A 263-nucleotide genomic window follows, 5' to 3' on the forward strand; every position below is an offset into this window, starting at 1 on the left:
AAGTCGTGCTCTCTTGTGGCATACCAATAAACCTCCGTGGGCTTAGAAAAAAAATCGCCGGTAGAACAAGCTTCCCAGCGCCGTAGCGGTACTGGCGCCAATACATGCAAAAACGAATATTTATCAGACTTCATCAAATTTTCATCCGCGCAGCACAAGTCATTGACTTTAACCGCAGAAACAACCTCCCTTTGATCACCGAGAAACACCAAATTCTCTTTAGACTGAAATGTACTTTTATTAGTTTTCCATGTGATGTGACC

Annotated in this window: 1 protein-coding gene; it reads right to left on the reverse strand. The window is 43.0% G+C overall.

Annotation, left to right across the window (positions count from 1 at the left end; translation table 11 throughout):
* Positions 1-209 (reverse strand): hypothetical protein (locus AC0L20_RS41200; RefSeq protein WP_473295861.1); only part of this gene is annotated, 209 nt, incomplete at its 3' end.
* Between the last annotated feature and the right edge of the window lie 54 nt (positions 210-263).

This window comes from Bradyrhizobium sp. Kon58, assembly GCF_055807455.1.